This window comes from Microbacterium sp. 11MF, from assembly GCF_000383475.1.
In the GTDB taxonomy this organism is placed as follows: domain Bacteria; phylum Actinomycetota; class Actinomycetes; order Actinomycetales; family Microbacteriaceae; genus Microbacterium; species Microbacterium aquilitoris.
Genome location: NZ_KB911460.1, coordinates 935,439 through 951,629, shown reverse-complemented (window position 1 = coordinate 951,629; position 16,191 = coordinate 935,439). Strand labels below are relative to the sequence as shown.

Genomic DNA, 16,191 nt, shown 5'->3' with positions numbered 1-16,191 from the left:
TGCAAGTGAATGTACCGGAGTCAACGTCTCAGTGTCCACGTTATTCCCGCCGGTACGCTGGCCCGAATGAGCACCCCCGGCCGCACCCGCCGCGTGCCCATCTGGGACAACGCCCGGGCCGCCTGCATCCTCCTCGTCGTCCTCGGTCACGCGATCCAACGCCTGACCTACGACTCCGACATCGCGCAGAGCCTCTACTACCTGATCTACGCGTTCCACATGCCGGCCTTCGCGCTGATCTCCGGATACTTCTCCCGGTCCGATCCGCCGAGCCGGCGTCGGATGGTCCGCATCGTCACCGACATCGTCCTCCCCTACGTCATCTTCGACGGGCTCTGGACCCTCACGAAGCTCGTCGTCGAGGGACGCACCGACCCGAACCTCACGCAGCCGTCGTGGACGCTCTGGTTCCTGCTCGCCCTCGCGATCTTCCGCCTCGTGCTCCCCTACCTCGCACTCCTCCGGATGCCGCTCCTCTGGACCCTCGTCGTCTCGATCTCGGTGGGGTACCTCCCGAACGTCGATTCCACGCTGTCCCTCTCGCGGACCCTCGGCCTGCTGCCCTTCTTCACCCTCGGCTGGTGGCTGCACCAGCTCGGATTCCTCGAGCGGCACCGACTCCTCGAGCGGCGACGCACGTCGCTCCGCCTCGCCGCCGGCGCCATCCTGGTGGCGGCCGGCGTCTGCGCGTGGCTCTTCGTCGACGATTTGCGGACCATGGGACTCGGCCGATGGCTCTTCTATGAGGAGGACTACGCCGACCTCGGCGGCACGCAGTGGTGGGCGGGCGGCATCCGCCTGCTGCTGATGGCGGCCGCACTCGTGCTGAGCGTGGCGTTCTTCGTCCTCATGCCGCGTCGGGAGTACCGCTGGACGGCCATCGGGCGCGCCACCATGTACGTGTACCTGCTGCACTCCTTCGCGCTGTATCCGCTGCGCGAATCGGGGATCCTCCGCGGCCTCGACCCCACGTGGCTGTGGCTGCCCCTCGTCGCCGTCCTATCGGTGGCGATCACGGCAGCCCTCGCCTCGACGCCGGTGCGCCGCATCTTCCGGCCGCTCGTCGAACCGCGGCCAGGATGGCTCTTCGCCGATCCCGGCCTCGTGGGGTCCGAGGGCAGCCGACGCGAGCCGACAGGATCGCGCCGCCCTCAGACCGCGACGACCGCCGGCTCGTAGTCGAGCCCGAACGCCGCCGCGACGCCCTCGTTGGTCACGCGACCGCCTCGGACGTTGAGGCCCTTGGCCAGAGCGGGATCGGCGGCAGCAGCGGCATCCCAGCCGCGGTCCGCGAGCGCCGTCAGGTAGGGCAGGGTCGCGTTCGTGAGTGCGCGCGTCGACGTCTCCGGCACCGCCCCGGGCATGTTGGCGACGCAGTAGTAGACCGCGTCGTGCACCGCGAACGTCGGGTCGTCGTGCGTCGTGGGCCGCGAGCCCTCGAAGCACCCGCCCTGATCGATGGCGATGTCGACGAGCACCGCGCCCGCCTTCATACCGGCGACCATGTCGAGCGTCACGAGCTTGGGCGCCGCCGCCCCCGGGATGAGGACGGATCCGATGACGAGATCGGCGGATGCCACCTGCTCGGCGACCTCGAAGCGGGTGGAGGCGCGGGTGTGGAGGCCCGCGTAGCGCTTCTCCAGTTCACGTAGACGCGGCAGCGACACGTCCAGGACAGTGACGTCGGCTCCCATGCCGAGAGCGTTGGCCGCCGCGTGCTCGCCCGCCACTCCGCCGCCGATCACGACGACCTTCGCCTTCGGCGTGCCGGCCACACCGCCGAGGAGGGTGCCGCGGCCACCGGCCGCGCTCATGAGGGTGTGCGCACCGACCGTGATCGAGATGCGACCCGCGACCTCGCTCATCGGGGAGAGCAGTGGGAGTGCCCGGTCCGCCGTCTGGACGGTCTCGTAGGCGACGGCGGTGGTCCCCGCGGCGATGAGGGCGTCGGTCAGGGGCCGATCCGCGGCCAGGTGGAGGTAGGCGAACAGGGTGAGGTCGTCGCGCAGGTGCGGGTACTCCGCCGCGATGGGCTCCTTCACCTTGACGACGAGCTCCGCCCGCCCCCACGTCGAGGCCGCATCCGGGGTGATGACCGCACCGGCGGCGGCGAACGCCTCGTCCGCGATCCGCGAGCCGGCGCCGGCGCCCGACTGCACGAGCACCTCGTGACCTCCCGCGACGAGCGCGTCCACCCCCGCGGGGGTGATGGCCACGCGGTTCTCGTTGTTCTTGATTTCCGTAGGGATGCCGATGCGCATGGCGTCACGCTCCTCGTCAGCGAGTGATGTGCGAAACATCCTGCAGAACATTCGTTACGAGCAGGTGACAGTCGAAGATCCTTCGGCGAAAATGATTCAGCACCCCCGAAATGAGGATGAATCCCCGTGAGCACGTCTGATCCGACGAAGAATCATCGGCCTCCCGCCGACCTGGACGATGTGGACCTCGCCATCGTCGACGAGCTCGCGGCCGAAGCCCGGCTCACGAACGCCGAGGTCGCCGCGCGAGTCGGAGTCGCGGCATCCACCGCCCATGCGCGCACCCGCGCGCTCGTGGAGCGCGGCGTGATCACCGGCTTCCACGCGAGCGTGGACCAGCGGGTCGCGGGCGCGGGCCTGCAGGCGATGGTGCACGTGACGCTGCGCCCGGGCTCCCGTCACGAGAGCATCACCGAGTTCGCACACGAGGTGCGCGGTCTCCCCCAGGTGATCCAGATGTTCTTCCTCGGCGGGTCCGACGACTTCCTCATCCACATCGCCGTCGCCGATTCCAGCGATGTGCGCGCCTTCGTCGTCGAGCACCTCTCAGCGCAGCGCAGCGTCGCGAACACGCGCACGAGCATCATCTTCGACTACCACCGCAACCGGGTCGCGGCTCCGTTCCACTGAGTCGGTAACCGCTTGAAACAATGCGCCGACCCCCTGAAACCTCTGCTTATCCTCGGACCATGTCTGTCCAGAGCCTCCCCGTCCTCGACCTGTCCCGCCTCGATGAGGGGCCGGATGCTGCGGAAGAATTCCGAGCCGATCTGCGCCGCGCGACCCACGAGGTCGGCTTCTTCTATCTGACCGGCACCGGGGTCTCGCCCGAGCTGGAGGATCGCCTCCACCGCGCCGCGCGCACCTTCTTCGAACTCCCCGACGAGGCGAAGCTCGAGATCGAGAACATCAAGAGCCCGCACTTCCGCGGCTACACGCGCATCGGCGGCGAGCGGACGCAGGGGCTCGTGGACTGGCGCGAGCAGATCGACATCGGACCCGAGCGCCCGGCGGTCGAGGACCCCGACGCTCCCCCCTACACCGCCCTCGTCGGACCCAACCTGTGGCCGAGCGCCCAGCCCGAGCTCCGTGAGATCGCCGAGGAGTGGACCGCGATCCTGTCGGCGGTGGGGCGGAAGCTGCTCCGCGCCTGGGCAGAGGCCCTCGGCGCACCGGAGACGTACTTCGACGACCACTTCGGCGAGGCGCAGACCCTGCTGAAGATCGTCCGCTACCCGGGCTCCAGCGCCCCGGAGCCTCAGCAGGGCGTCGGAGCGCACAAGGATGCCGGCGTCCTCACCCTGCTGTGGGTCGAGCCGGGGAAGGGCGGCCTGCAGGTCGAGAAGGACGGCGACTGGATCGACGCTCCCGCGGTGCCCGGATCGTTCGTCGTGAACATCGGCGAACTCCTCGAGCATGCGACCGGCGGCTACCTCACGGCGACGAACCACCGGGTCGTCTCGCCGCGCGCCCCCGAGGATCGCATCTCGGTGCCGTTCTTCTTCAACCCGTCGCTCGACGCGGAGCTCCCCGCGATCGAGCTGCCCGCCGAGCTCGCGGCGCAGGCCCGCGGGATCTCCAACGACCCCCGCAACCCGATCCACGGTCTTCACGGCGAGAACGCCCTGAAGTCGCGGCTGCGGGCGCACCCGGACGTCGCAGAGATCTGGCACCCCCACCTCGTCAGCGCGCGCGTCTGACCGGCAGAGACCGTCCGGGAACGATGAAGGCCGCCCCACACCGTGGGGCGGCCTTCTCAAGAATGTTCTGCGCGATTGAACGCTGGCAGCGATGCCTTATCGACGGAGGCCGAGGCGCTCGATGAGCGAGCGGTAACGGTTGATGTCGACGTCCTGGAGGTAGCCCAGGAGACGGCGGCGCTGACCGACGAGCAGGAACAGCCCACGACGCGAGTGGTGGTCGTGCTTGTGCTCCTTGAGGTGCTCGGTGAGGTCCTTGATGCGCTGCGTCAGCATCGCGACCTGCACCTCGGGGGATCCGGTGTCACCGGGGTGCGTCGCGTACTCTTCGATGATCGCCTTCTTGACGTCTGCTTCCAGTGCCATAGGTGATCCCCTTCCTCTTCGTTGCGCGGCGCCCGACGCCTGATGCGAGGGCTCTCTTTATCCGCGGCCGATCGAACGGCAACCACAGGAGTCTACAGGACGAGGCGCCCCGCAGACGACCGAGGGCCCGGCCGCCGAAGCGACCGGGCCCTCGTGTGCGATGCGTCTCAGCCGACGGCGAGCAGATCGATGATGAAGATCAGCGTCTTGCCGCCGAGGAAGTGGCCGCCGGCGGGACCGTAGGCCAGGCGCGGCGGGATGACGAGCTCACGACGTCCACCGACCTTCATGCCCGGGATGCCGTCCTGCCAGCCCTGGATGAGGCCGCGGAGCGGGAACTGGATGCTCTCGCCGCGGTTCCAGGACGAGTCGAACTCCTCGCCGGAGACGTATTCGACGCCGACGTAGTGGACGGTGACGGTGTCACCGGGCTTCGCCTCGGTGCCGTCGCCCTCGATCAGGTCGCGGACGACGAGGTCGGAGGGTGCGGCTCCCTGAGGAGCGTCGATCTCGGGCTTGGTGCGGTCTGCAGTCATGAGTCCATCCAAACCGAGCGGCATCCGGTGGTCAAACGCACTCAGGCCTGGATCGAGCCCTGGAGGTCGAGCTCGATCGTGACGTCCTTGCCGACGAGCACGCCGCCGGTCTCGAGCGCGGCGTTCCAGGTGAGACCGAAGTCCTCGCGGTTGATGACGGTCTTGGCCGTCGCGCCCGCCTTGTAGTTGCCCCACGGGTCGGTGCCGAAGCCGCCGAAGTCGACCCCGAACGTCACGGGCTTCGTGACGTCCTTGATGGTCAGGTTGCCGTCGACGAGGAAGTCGCCGTTCTCGATGCGCACACCGGTCGAGGCGAAGGTGATCTCGGGGTAGGTCTCGACATCGAAGAAGTCGGCGCTGCGGAGGTGACCGTCACGGCCCTCGTCCTTGGTGTCCAGCGACGCCGCGTCGACCTTGGCATCGAGCTTGGCCTCGAGCGGGTTCTCGGGGGCGATCAGGGTCGCCTCCTTGACGTTGAAGTGGCCGCGGACCTTGGAGATCATCATGTGGCGGACGCTGAAGCCCACCTCGCTGTGCGACGCGTCGAGGATCCAGGTACCGGCCTTGTAGCCGGGGATGTCGAGGGTGGCGGTGGAGTCGGTCATGATCGTCCTTCGTGGAGGGGTTCCGGCACGCGCCGGCGGTCAAGAGGGCGAAACGTCGCCGCGTCCGATCCTATTCCCGTGAATGAAGATTCGCCGGTGCGCGACCCCTCTTGACACCGCGAGGAGGCGGCGGGATCATTTCTGTACACCAACTCAGCGCCCGGAAGACTCGCAGGCATCGCCGCGGCACCGGGCGCTGAGTCTTTCTCCGGCCGCTGGTTCCCTGCGGGCGTTTCAGCCGACGAGCAGATCCCGCCGTGCCCGGGTGGCGCGTTCGAGGTAGACCCTCTCGTCCGCCGCGGCGCGCGGATCGCGTCCGCCGATCACACGGTGGCGGGCGGCCGCGAGCGCTGTCGCCTCGACGATGAAACGCCGCATCGCTGCTGACCGGTCGCCGGGCAGGGAGCGCGCCCACGTGACGGCTCGCGAGCGTCCACGTCCGGTCGCGAGCATGTCGACCTCCGCCGGTGAGAACCATCCCGCGGCCGCGTAGTCGGCGAGGCACGTGCGGGTGAGCCGCGCCTCTTCGCGCCTGAGCAGCACGAGGCCGACGATGAAGAGGATGAACAGAGGCATCTGGAAGGTCGCGTAGAGCACGAAGAAGTCGGCGAACACCGCCGATCCGTTCCAGAGCGCGTGCAGTCCGATGGCTCCCCCGAGACCCACCGCCCACGGTCCGAGCGCCGCTGCGCCCCACACGCCCCGGCGTGCGGCGCGCCCCAGCGCGTACCCCGTGACGGCCGTGAACATCACGTGCGCGAACGGCGAGAGGATGCCGCGGAGGAAGAACGTGTAGGCCGCGCTCTCGGCCCCACCCGTGACGAGGCTGTCGGCCAAATAGAGGATGTTCTCCGTGAACGCGAAGCCCGCACCGACGAGCGCCCCGTAGACGACACCGTCGACAGGGCCGTCGAAGGCACGCCTCGCGGCGACGAAGATGAGCAGGACTCCCGCGCCCTTGGCCACCTCTTCGACGATCGGCGCCTGGAGGACGGCGGAGACGGTGTCGGGAAGGCCCGGCGCGACCAGCGTGATGACGAGGTCGACCCCGAGCGCGATGACGACGGATGCCACTGCTCCCCATGCGAGCGCGAGGACGACGAGGCCGCGGGGTTCCGGCTCCCACCGGTCGATCATCCGGATGGCGACGAGGACGAGGACCAAGGGGATGAGGGCGAGGAGCCCCGAGACGATGGAGGCCGCCGTGCCGAGGAACGCCAGGAAGTAAGCCGCCAGGCCGAGCGACGCGACGGCGATGACGGCAGCCACGATCCAGAGGATCACGCGGCCGCCGGTCGGTGCGGGGACGGGGAGGTCGGTCCGCGGTGGGGCCGGCGGCGGAGCGGTGGGCGTCGTACGCGCCGGTTGTGCGAGGGGCGACGGGAACGACATGCGCTCAGCCTAGGGCGCCCCCGATCGTGCCCCGCCGCAGGCGAGGGCGATACCCTGGACCAATGCGCTTCGCCCACGTTGTCCCTGACGGAGTAGACGAGCCGCAGCTGGTCCTGGTCGAAGGGGACCGTGCCGCCCTGGTGTCGCAGCTCTTCGACGGAGCACCGTCGCGTCTTCAGCCGCTCATCGAAGGAGGCGACGCCCTCCTCGACCGCGTTCGGGAGAGCGCTGCGACCGCCGAGTGGATGCCGCTCGGCGACCCCGTCTTCGCCTCGGCGGTACTCGACACCCCCATCACCATCGCGATCGGGCTGAACTACTCGGCACACTCGAGCGAACTCGGCCTCAAGGCCGACGCGGCGCCCACGGTCTTCATCCTGTGGCCGGGCTCGCTCTCGGGTCACCGTCAGACGACGACCTGGCCGCGCTCGCTCAGCCAGTCCGTCGACTACGAGGCGGAGCTCGGCGTCATCATCGGGGCGCCTGCCCGCGACGTCGCCCTCGAGGATGCCCTCGACCACGTCTGGGGCTACACCGTGGTCAACGACATCACGGCCCGCGACATCCAGTTCTCCGAGGCGCAGTGGTCGCGCTGCAAGTCGTTCGACGGCTTCACCCCGACGGGACCGTTCGTCGTCACCGCGGACGAGATCCCCGACCCGCAGGATCTGCACATCTGGGCGATCGTCGACGGGAAGATGGTGCAGGACGCCTCGACCGACCAGATGATCCACCCCGTGGCGAAGCTCGTTGCGTTCCTGTCGCAGTCCGCGACCCTTCTGCCGGGAACCCTGATCTCGACCGGCTCCCCCGGTGGCGCGGGCTATTCGCGCGACCCGCAGATCTTCCTCCGCGACCGTTCCACCGTGACCGTCGGAGTGGACGGGATCGGCGAACTGACGACCTTCTGTCGCATCACCGACTGAGACAACGCGAGACAGCACGAAGCGGCGGTCACCCGAGGGTGGCCGCCGCTTCTTGTCGCGCAGGTCAGTTGTTGAGCTGCGACTGGTCGAGCTGGTCGCAGGGGATGGTCTGGCCGAGGTACTCGACGACACCAGATCCACCAGCGACACAGTTGGTCTGGTACTGCTGGTACAGATCCGCGGTGGAGTTCGCGAAACTCGCGACGACGACCACGATGATGATGATCGCGATGATCATGAGGACGATGCTCACGATGATCGCGGCGATCGCGAGACCATTCTTCGTGCCGGCCTTGCGGCTCTGCACCAGCGCCACGATGCCGAGGATCAGACCGATGAGCTGGGTTCCGGGGATGATCGCGAGGATCAGGGCGACGATCGCCATCGTGCGCCCCGGGACGGGGCCGGCAGCCGGAGCGCCGGCGTTGTACTGCGGTGCGTTGCCGTAGGCCGGCGCCTCATATGCCGGCGGCGCGGGCGGGATGTTCTGCGAGTTCGGCTGGTTGGGGTCGGTCATGTGAAGTCCTTCAGGTCGCTGATGGGCCGGGATACGACCCCGACGCTAGCGTCCGGCGTTCTCTCAGACAACCCGCAATCACGGACCCTCCACGGCACCCGGTTTTGTGATAATCGGAATCGCTCGGGTGACCGCCTGAAGCCCCGACAACCGTGCCGGCGAGAGCTGCTTGTCGACCTCGTCACGCGACATGAGCCCGGCCTCCACGACCAGGTCGCCCACGTTCCGCTTTGTCAAGAGCGCGGTCTTGGCGAGCGCGGCCGCGGCGGTGTAGCCGATGAACGGCGTCAGCGCCGTGATGACGCCCACGGACGACCCGACCATCGTGCCGAGGCGTTCGCGGTTGGCGGTGATGCCGTCGACGCAGTTGACGCGAAGGGTGCGCATGCCGCGCCGCATCCATGTGATCGACTGGAAGATCGAATGCGCGATGACCGGTTCGAACGCGTTGAGCTGCAGCTGTCCGCCCTCGACGGCCATCGTCACCGTGAGGTCCGCACCGGCGACGGCGAACGCGACCTGGTTGACGACCTCGGGGATGACGGGGTTCACCTTGCCGGGCATGATGCTCGACCCCGCCTGTCGAGGCGGCAGGTTGATCTCGCCGAAGCCCGCCTGCGGCCCGCTCGAGAGCAGGCGCAGGTCGTTGCTGATCTTCGACAGCTTGATCGCGTTGCGCTTGAGCGACGACGAGAACGACATGAAGGCGCCCGTGTCACTGGTGGACTCGACGAGGTCTTCGGCCGTCTCGAGGTCGAGCTCGCTGATCTCGCGCAGGTGCCGCAGCACGGCACGTGAGTAATCCGGGTGGGTCGTGATCCCGGTGCCGATGGCCGTCGCACCCATGTTGATCTCGTAGAGGAGGTGCGCGTTCTCGCGGAGACGGTGGTGGTCCTCCCCCAGCGTCGTGGCGAAGCCGTGGAACTCCTGCCCGAGGGTCATGGGGACGGCATCCTGCAACTGCGTGCGTCCCACCTTGAGGACGTCGTGGAACTCGTCGGCCTTCTTCAGGAAGGACTGCCGCAGCAGGTCCAGCTCCTCGAGCAGCGACTGCAGGTCGAGCCCGAGCCCCACCTTGATCGCCGTCGGATAGACGTCGTTGGTGGATTGGCTGCGGTTGGTGTGGTCGATGGGCGAGAGGAACGCGTAATCGCCCTTCTCGCGGCCCGCCATCTCGAGCGCGATGTTGGTGATGACCTCGTTCGCGTTCATGTTGGTCGAGGTTCCGGCGCCGCCCTGGATGACGCCCACGACGAACTGGTCGTGGAACTCGCCGTCGATGACGCGCTGGGCCGCCTGGTCGATGAGATCGGCGCGGGATGCGTCGAGCGCCCCGATCTCCTTGTTGGCGCGCGCGGAGGCCTGCTTGACCATCGCGAGGGCGACGACGAGGTCGCGGTAGACCGAGATCGGTCGCATCGAGATGGGGAAGTTCTCCAGCGCTCTCGCCGTGTGGATGCCCCAGTAGGCGTCGGCGGGGATCTCCATCGATCCCAGGGAGTCGGATTCGGTGCGCGTCGTCGCGTCAGATGCCATGTGCGGTGTCCTCGTGGGTCACAGGGGTGCAGGGATGGATCGAGCCTATCCCCGCACCCCTGGACCTCAGCGGTTCACGCTGGACATGTCGGCATAACGATCCCCGACCGCGGGCGCGACGTCGCCGAGACGGCGGAGCTGGTCATCGCTCAGCGTCAGATCGGCGGCGCCAATGTTCTCCTCGAGCCGCTCGAGCTTGCGCGTACCGGGGATGGGGACGATGTCCTCCCCCTGGGCGAGCAGCCACGCGAGGGCCACCTGTGCGGGTGTCGCCTCGACCTCGGCGGCAATGCCCTCGATCACGTCGACGATCCGCAGGTTGGCGGCGAGCGCCTCGTCCTCGAACCGCGGGTTGCTGCGACGGAAGTCGTCGTCGTCGAGCTGATCGGCCGACCGGATGGCGCCGGTGAGGAAGCCGCGTCCGAGCGGCGAGTACGGGACGAAGCCGATGCCGAGTTCGCGCAGTGCCGGCAGCAGCTCGGCCTCGGGATCGCGGGTCCACAGGGAGTACTCGGTCTGCACCGCTGTCACGGGGTGGACCGCGTGCGCGCGACGGATCGTGGCGACGGATGCCTCCGACAGCCCGTACCCGCGGATCTTGCCCTCCTGCACCAGCTCGGCGAGCGCGCCCGCGGTCTCCTCGATGGGGACGGCCGGGTCCATGCGGTGCTGGTAGTACAGGTCGATGCGGTCGGTCTGCAGACGCTGCAGCGATCCCTCGACCGAGCGCCGGACGTTCTCGACGCTGCCGTCGACTCCGGAGCGGCCGTCCGAATGACGCACGATCCCGAACTTCGTGGCGAGCACGACTTCATCCCGGCGGCCCGACTCGGCGAGCGTCTTCCCGAGGAGCTCCTCGTTCGTGTGAGGCCCGTACATCTCCGCGGTGTCGAGCAGGGTCACACCGCGGTCGAGGGCGCCGAGGATGGTCCGCTCGCCCCCGGCGTCATCTTGGCCGGCACCGGTGTAGAACGCGCTGATGCCCATGAGGCCGAGGCCGATGCGGCCGACCTGCGGTCCGTGGGCTCCGAGAGTGGTGGTCTTCATGAGGGGCTGATCTCCTTGTCGTAGATGTCGATCTTGTGGTCGATGGCGGCGAGGCTCAGGGTCACCTCGTCGAGCTGGCGGCGAACGACCTCGCGATGCTCCACCAGCAGTCGTCGCCGCTCGGCGACGGTCGATTCCCCATCACGCACGAGCTCGGTGTAGCGGCGCATGGTGGCGATCGGCATCCCGGTCCACCGCAGCCGTGCCAGGAAGCGGATCCAGGCGAGATCCGCGTCGGAGTAGCGCCGGTGGGATGACGAGGCCCGGTCGACGGGCTGGAGCATCAACCCGGCGCGTTCGTAATAGCGCAGGGTGTGTGCGCTCACGCCGGTGGCATCGGCCGCTTCGGCGATCGAGGCGCCGGCGGAGCCGGAGAGGAGGGTCATGCCTTCACGGTAGAACTTCGAGCGCGCTCGAAGTCAAGCGGGCGCTCAGGAAGGTTTGCGCGAGAACGCCTCGAGCCGCTCCTGGGGGCTCAGCGCGGCCATCTTCTCGACCCACTCGGCGGAGAAGTAGTCGCCGGTCGGGGCGTCGACGACGGGCACGACCGTGTGGGTGATCGTGTCGTCGTACACGTGAACGAGGTGGAAGGACTGCGCGGCATCCATTCCGTTGACCTCCGTCGCGGGACGCTGCAGATTCATCGTGTAGCAGGTCGCCGATGCCACGCTGACGGGGATGCCGGCGAAGGTGCCGTTCGTCGAGTAGTGGAGGTGGCCGGCGAGGATGCCGCGCACGTCCGTTCCCGCTATGACCTCGGCGAGGGCGTCCTGATCGCGGAGCTCGAGGATGTCGAAGAACGGGATATGGCTCGGCAGTGGCGGGTGGTGCAGCGCGAGGAGCGTGCCGAGCGGGGCGGGCTCGGCGAGGACGCCGCGGAGCCACTCGCGCTGCGCCGCATCGATCTCGCCGTGGTGCCATCCCGGCACGGTGGAATCGAGGACGACCAGCCGCAGTCCGTCGAGGTCGTGCACGGCGGTGATCGGCTCGAGCGATCCGGGTTCGTCGAAGAGTCCCTCTCGCATCGCCGGCCGTTCGTCGTGGTTGCCCGCGACCCAGACGACGGGCGTGCCGAGCCGTTCCGCCACGGGCTCCACGAGCTCGCGCAGCCGTCGATAGGCGTCGGGCTCGCCGAGGTCCGTGAGGTCACCCGTCACGACGAGGGCATCGGGACGGATGCCGGTGCGCTCGATCGCCGCGAGGGCGGCCGCCGCTCCCCCGGTCGAGTCGTACGCGCCGCCGAGCCGACGGTCGCCGGCCAACAGGTGCGTGTCGCTCAGATGGACGATCGAGCGGAGGGCGGGCGCGTGCCGGCCGAAGGAGACGGACTGCATGCCGTCAGCCTATTGACCGCTGCGGACGGCGCGCGATCAGTGGTTGAAGAGGATGAGCAGGAGGCCGCCCAGCACGACGAGGCCGCACACGGCGAAGGACGCGTAGGCGCCGATCAGGGCGACACGCTTCTGCGCGACACTGAGCGGGTTCTTCTTGGACGCCTTCTTCGCGGCCTTCGCGGCGCGCTTCTGCTCCTTCGGCGTCATCACCGTCAGCGCGTCCGTGAAGGTCGCCGGGATGACCACCGGAACCCGTCCGGCGCGCACGAGCAGGCGCAGCCCGACGGCGTAGAAGGACACGACGACCGACGCCGCGAGGAGCGCGGCGACGAAGACCTGGACGAAGGCGAGCCAGTCGATGGTGAGGTTCATCGGGCGTTCTCCTCGTCGGATGCGGCGGCCGCCTGAGCGACGCGCTGCTGGCGGCGGGTGGGCGGCGGTTCCTCGGTGAGGTCCACGGCGGCACCGGAGTCGGCGACCTCGCTCATCGCGTTCGCCGCGGTGATCTCGTTGCGCCGCGAGCGCAGGAAGATCGCGAGGACGATCGCGACGGCGATGACCGCGCCGATGATTACGCCGATGAGTTCGCCGACGCCCTGGCCGAACAGGTTCTCGAACCCGACGATGAGGAACGCGGCGAGCGCCCCGACGATGCCGGCAGCGGGGAGGGTCAGCACCCAGCCCACGGTGATGCGCCCGACCGTCCCCCAGCGGACGATCGCGCCGCGGCGTCCGAGACCCGAGCCGATGACGGAGCCCGAGGCGACCTGGGTCGTGGACAGTGCGAAGCCCAGGGCGCTCGAGGCGAGGATCGTCGAGGCGGTGGATGCCTCCGCCGAGAAGCCCTGCGCCGGCTTCACGTCGGTGAGGCCCTTGCCGAGGGTGCGGATGATGCGCCAGCCGCCCATGTAGGTGCCGAGGGCGATCGTGAGCGCGCAGGCGAAGATGACCCAGAGCTGGGGGTCCGACTGGGTCTGCCAGCCGACCGTGATGAGGGCGAGGGTGATGACACCCATCGTCTTCTGCGCGTCGTTCGTGCCGTGGGCCAGCGCGACCAGCGAGGACGTGAAGATCTGCCCCCAGCGGAAGCCGTCGCGTCCGTCGGGCTTGTTGTCGTAGCGGCGGGTCACGACGTAGGCGATCTTGGTCGCCACGAAGGCGATGATCCCGGCGGTGAGGGGGGCGATGAGCGCCGGCAGGACGACCTTCGAGAGCACGACCCCCGTGTCGATCGCACTGATCGAGGCACCGACGATCGTCGCCCCGATGAGGCCGCCGAACAGGGCGTGCGACGAGCTGGAGGGGAGACCCAGGAGCCACGTCAGCATGTTCCAGGTGATGGCGCCGATGAGGCCGGCGAAGATGATGGCCGGGAAGATCGACTGCGAGAGCTGATCTTCGCGGATCATGCCGCCCGAGATCGTCTTAGCGACCTCGGTGGACAAGAAGGCGCCCACGAGGTTCAGACAAGCCGCGAGGAGGACGGCGACCTTGGGCTTCAGGGCACCCGTCGCGATGGGCGTGGCCATCGCGTTCGCGGTGTCGTGGAAGCCGTTGGTGAAGTCGAAGAACAGTGCCAGTGCGATGACCAGGACGACGATGAGTGCTGCGGTTTCCACAGTTCGCTTTCCGTCGGGAATCGGGGGAACGGGTGCCGCGGCGATCGGCGTTGCGAACGAAAAGTTCACCCAGACGTCATCAGCAGTTCAGTCGGGCCTGGAAAATCCTCGCACAGGTTCCGCCACGGCATAACCCGCGCGCGCCCGCGAGGGTCGGTTAGCGTGGTCGGGTGACTTCCGAAGCCGTGACGCCGCCCGTCGCCGACCGCCGCCCCCTCACCCGGACCCACCACGGCGACGCCGTCTCAGATCCCTACGAATGGCTGCGCGCGAAGGACGACCAGGACGTCATCGGCCACCTCGAGGCCGAGAACGCGTACACCGACGAACGCACCGCTCACCTCGAGGAACTCCGGGGCCGCCTCTTCGACGAGATCAAGGGACGCACCCTCGAGACGGATCTCTCGGTCCCCTCGCGGCGCGGCCACTGGTGGTACTACGGCCGGACGGTCGAGGGCAAGCAGTACGGGATCAACTGCCGAGCGCCGATCAGCGACCCGGACGACTGGACCCCGCCCGTCCTCTCCCCCGAGACCGAGGTCCCCGGCGAGCAGGTCCTCCTCGACGGCAACGTCGAAGCGGACGGGCACGACTTCTTCTCCCTCGGCAGCCTCGACGTCTCCAACGACGGCACGCGCCTGCTCTACGGCGTCGACGTCGCGGGCGACGAGCGCTACACCCTCCGCATCCGCGACCTCGCGACCGGCGACGACCTCCCCGACGTCGTGGAGAACACCTCCTCCGGCGCCGTGTTCTCCCCCGACGGTCGTCACGTCGTCTACACGACGGTCGACGACGCGTGGCGTCCCGACACGGTCTGGCTGCACGAAGTGGGGACGGATGCCGCATCCGATCAGGCGATCTTCACCGAGCCCGATGAGCGCTACTGGGTCGGAGCGGGCTTCACGCGAAGCGACCGCTACCTGGTGATCGGGGTCGGCTCGTCGATCACGTCCGAGGAGTTCCTGGTTCCCGCCGACGACCTCACCTCCGAGCCGCGCTCGGTGTGGCCGCGGCGCGAGGGCGTCGAGTACTCGCTTACCCACGCGGTCGTCGACGGCGAGGACGTCCTCTACATCCTCCACAACGACGGCGCGCTCGACTTCGAACTCGTCCGCGTCGCGGCATCCGACCCCACCGGCGACCGTCACGTCGTCCTGCCCCACCTGCCGGGCCGGCGCCTGCTCGACGCCTCGGCCTACCGGGACTGGGCGGTCGTCGAGTACCGGCGTGATGGCCTGGCGCGGGTCGGCATCCTGGATTACGCCACCGACGAGGTGCGTGAGATCGGCTTCGACGAGCCGCTGTACGCGGTCGGCGCGAGCGGGTCGTCGGAGTGGGCACCGCCGGTCATCCGGCTGGGCTACGCCTCGTTCACCACCCCCGGCACCGTCTACGACCTCGAGGTCGCCACGGGCGAACTGCTGCTGCGCAAGAGCCAGCCCGTCCTGGGCGGCTACGACCCCGCGGATTACGGCCAGGAACGCGTGTGGGCCGTCGCCGACGACGGCACCCGCATCCCCGTGTCCCTCGTCTGGAAGCGCTCGTTCGGAGAGCCCGGCGTCTCGCCCCGACCACTGCACCTGTACGGCTACGGGTCGTACGAGCACTCCATCGAGCCCGGCTTCTCGGTGGCGCGCCTGTCGATGCTCGACCGCGGCGTGATCTTCGCCATCGCCCACGTCCGCGGCGGCGGGGAGATGGGCCGGCAGTGGTACGAGGAGGGCAAGCTCCTCCGCAAGCGCAACACCTTCACCGACTTCGTCGCCGTCGGGCGCCATCTCGTCGCCGAGGGCTACACGTCGCCCGACCGGCTGGTCGCCGAGGGCGGCTCCGCCGGCGGGCTTCTCATGGGCGCCGTCGCGAACCTCGCCCCGGACCTCTTCGCCGGCATCCTGGCCGGGGTGCCCTTCGTCGATGCGCTCACGACGATCCTCGACCCATCCCTCCCCCTCACCGTCATCGAATGGGACGAGTGGGGCGACCCGCTGCACAACGCGGACGTGTACGCCTACATGAAGTCGTACACGCCGTACGAGAACGTGCAGGAGGGGGTCCGCTATCCCCGCATCCTCGCGGTGACATCCCTCAACGACACCCGTGTTCTGTACGTCGAACCGGCGAAGTGGGTGGCACGTCTGCGCGAGGTCGGTGCGGACGCGCTCCTCAAGTGCGAGATGGTCGCCGGACACGGCGGAGTGAGCGGCCGGTACAACTCGTGGCGCGAGCGCGCCTTCGAGCTCGCCTGGCTCCTGGACGTGATGGGACTCGCGGAGAACGGCTGATCGTCGCGATTCCGGCGGCCCGCTGGGTACGATGCCGCCATGCCCATTGATCCTCAATACCGTGCGT

The 16,191-nt window shown here is 68.7% G+C and carries 17 protein-coding genes; 5 read left to right on the top strand and 12 right to left on the bottom strand.

The window, feature by feature from the left end; translation table 11 throughout:
* Nucleotides 1–66: 66 nt before the first annotated feature.
* Nucleotides 67–1,179: an acyltransferase family protein gene (locus H286_RS0111610; protein ID WP_020098280.1), complete on the top strand. Its 1,113-nt coding sequence runs from the start codon at nt 67–69 to the stop codon at nt 1,177–1,179.
* Here H286_RS0111610 and ald read toward each other — a convergent pair.
* Nucleotides 1,152–2,261: an alanine dehydrogenase gene (ald, locus tag H286_RS0111605; protein ID WP_018187177.1), complete on the bottom strand. Its 1,110-nt coding sequence runs from the start codon at nt 2,259–2,261 to the stop codon at nt 1,152–1,154. The two genes, H286_RS0111610 and ald, sit on opposite strands and share 28 nt — an antisense overlap.
* A 126-nt stretch (nt 2,262–2,387) precedes the next feature.
* Between ald and H286_RS0111600 the strand changes: the two genes are divergently transcribed.
* Both H286_RS0111600 and H286_RS0111595 read left to right on the top strand, forming a co-directional pair.
* Complete coding sequence (locus tag H286_RS0111600) at nt 2,388–2,891, top strand: Lrp/AsnC family transcriptional regulator (protein WP_020098279.1); 504 nt, start codon at nt 2,388–2,390, stop codon at nt 2,889–2,891.
* A 59-nt stretch (nt 2,892–2,950) separates the two neighbouring features.
* Nucleotides 2,951–3,961, top strand: a complete 1,011-nt coding sequence (locus H286_RS0111595) for an isopenicillin N synthase family dioxygenase (RefSeq protein WP_020098278.1) — start codon at nt 2,951–2,953, stop codon at nt 3,959–3,961.
* A gap of 96 nt (nt 3,962–4,057) precedes the next feature.
* Here the strand turns inward: H286_RS0111595 and rpsO are convergent, their stop codons facing one another.
* The 4 genes from rpsO to H286_RS0111575 all read right to left on the bottom strand — a co-directional run bounded on the left by rpsO (nt 4,058) and on the right by H286_RS0111575 (nt 6,860).
* Complete coding sequence (rpsO, locus tag H286_RS0111590) at nt 4,058–4,327, bottom strand: 30S ribosomal protein S15 (protein ID WP_018187174.1); 270 nt, start codon at nt 4,325–4,327, stop codon at nt 4,058–4,060.
* Between the two features lie 167 nt (nt 4,328–4,494).
* Nucleotides 4,495–4,863 carry an FKBP-type peptidyl-prolyl cis-trans isomerase gene (locus H286_RS0111585; protein WP_020098277.1) on the bottom strand — a complete coding sequence of 123 codons (369 nt, stop codon included), beginning with the start codon at nt 4,861–4,863 and terminating at the stop codon, nt 4,495–4,497.
* 41 nt (nt 4,864–4,904) lie between these two features.
* On the bottom strand, nt 4,905–5,468 hold the full coding sequence (locus H286_RS0111580; protein WP_020098276.1) for a YceI family protein: 564 nt from the start codon (nt 5,466–5,468) through the stop codon (nt 4,905–4,907).
* 234 nt (nt 5,469–5,702) lie between these two features.
* A complete protein-coding gene (locus H286_RS0111575) occupies nt 5,703–6,860 on the bottom strand; it encodes a PrsW family intramembrane metalloprotease (protein WP_020098275.1) in 1,158 nt (385 codons plus the stop codon).
* A gap of 62 nt (nt 6,861–6,922) precedes the next feature.
* Between H286_RS0111575 and H286_RS0111570 the strand changes: the two genes are divergently transcribed.
* The gene (locus H286_RS0111570; RefSeq protein WP_020098274.1) at nt 6,923–7,786 is read left to right on the top strand and encodes a fumarylacetoacetate hydrolase family protein; all 864 of its coding nucleotides are present in this window, start codon (nt 6,923–6,925) and stop codon (nt 7,784–7,786) included.
* Nucleotides 7,787–7,850: 64 nt separating this feature from the next.
* Here H286_RS0111570 and H286_RS0111565 read toward each other — a convergent pair whose 3' ends face one another.
* From H286_RS0111565 to H286_RS0111535, 7 genes are all read right to left on the bottom strand, one after another.
* Nucleotides 7,851–8,303, bottom strand: coding sequence for a DUF4190 domain-containing protein (locus H286_RS0111565; protein WP_018187169.1), 453 nt, complete (start codon nt 8,301–8,303; stop codon nt 7,851–7,853).
* A gap of 78 nt (nt 8,304–8,381) precedes the next feature.
* Entirely contained in the window at nt 8,382–9,839 is a 1,458-nt protein-coding gene (locus H286_RS0111560; protein ID WP_018187168.1) for an aspartate ammonia-lyase, read from the bottom strand.
* Nucleotides 9,840–9,905: 66 nt separating this feature from the next.
* On the bottom strand, nt 9,906–10,886 hold the full coding sequence (locus H286_RS0111555) for an aldo/keto reductase (RefSeq protein ID WP_020098273.1): 981 nt from the start codon (nt 10,884–10,886) through the stop codon (nt 9,906–9,908).
* Entirely contained in the window at nt 10,883–11,272 is a 390-nt protein-coding gene (locus tag H286_RS0111550; RefSeq protein WP_018187166.1) for a MerR family transcriptional regulator, read from the bottom strand. Before H286_RS0111550 ends, H286_RS0111555 begins: the two co-directional genes overlap by 4 nt.
* 45 nt (nt 11,273–11,317) lie before the next feature.
* Nucleotides 11,318–12,220 (bottom strand): phosphodiesterase, encoded by a 903-nt coding sequence (locus H286_RS0111545; RefSeq protein ID WP_020098272.1) that lies wholly within the window; start codon nt 12,218–12,220, stop codon nt 11,318–11,320.
* A 36-nt stretch (nt 12,221–12,256) separates the two neighbouring features.
* Nucleotides 12,257–12,592, bottom strand: coding sequence for a hypothetical protein (locus tag H286_RS0111540; protein ID WP_020098271.1), 336 nt, complete (start codon nt 12,590–12,592; stop codon nt 12,257–12,259).
* The gene (locus H286_RS0111535) at nt 12,589–13,839 is read right to left on the bottom strand and encodes an inorganic phosphate transporter (protein WP_018187163.1); all 1,251 of its coding nucleotides are present in this window, start codon (nt 13,837–13,839) and stop codon (nt 12,589–12,591) included. Before H286_RS0111535 ends, H286_RS0111540 begins: the two co-directional genes overlap by 4 nt.
* A gap of 185 nt (nt 13,840–14,024) precedes the next feature.
* Here H286_RS0111535 and H286_RS0111530 point away from each other — a divergent pair, with 185 nt between their 5' ends.
* The gene (locus H286_RS0111530) at nt 14,025–16,124 is read left to right on the top strand and encodes a S9 family peptidase (protein ID WP_020098270.1); all 2,100 of its coding nucleotides are present in this window, start codon (nt 14,025–14,027) and stop codon (nt 16,122–16,124) included.
* Nucleotides 16,125–16,191: the final 67 nt, after the last annotated feature.